This window comes from Mycobacterium venezuelense (assembly GCF_054919535.1).
Genome location: NZ_JBONDW010000075.1, coordinates 1 through 467, shown reverse-complemented (window position 1 = coordinate 467; position 467 = coordinate 1). Strand labels below are relative to the sequence as shown.

The following is a 467-nucleotide window of genomic DNA, read 5'->3' as shown; positions in this document are numbered from 1 at the left end:
CCACAGCCCAGCAGCCCGGCCACGGCCGGATCGGCCTCGGCATCGACCTTGGTGCACTGACCCTCATGCACCAGGGTTTTGTCGGCGAACGCGCCGATACCCAGCGCGGGGGTGAGTTCGGTGCCGTCGGTCAGCGTCATCTTCTGCGCGGCGTTGTGGGTGTCGAAGCACAGGTGCGGACGACCCCGCTTGCAGGCGCGGCATTCCCCGCACACCGCACGCCAGTTCAACACCACGAAGTCGCCGGGCTCGACATGGGTGACGCCCGCACCGACGGCCTCCACGGTGCCCGCGGCCTCGTGGCCGAGCAGGAACGGGTACTCGTCGTTGATGCCGCCCTCGCGGTAGGTCAGATCGGTATGACACACCCCGCACGCGATGATGTCGACCACCACCTCACCCGGACCCGGATCCGGGATCACGATGTCGACCAACTCGACGGGCTGCTTCTTGGACCGCGAAATCAC

At 67.5% G+C, this 467-nt stretch carries 1 protein-coding gene; it reads right to left on the bottom strand.

Annotated elements, in window-relative coordinates:
• The coding region (locus ACRCUN_RS34250; protein ID WP_462146041.1) for an alcohol dehydrogenase catalytic domain-containing protein at positions 1 to 467 on the bottom strand (467 nt) is incomplete at both ends.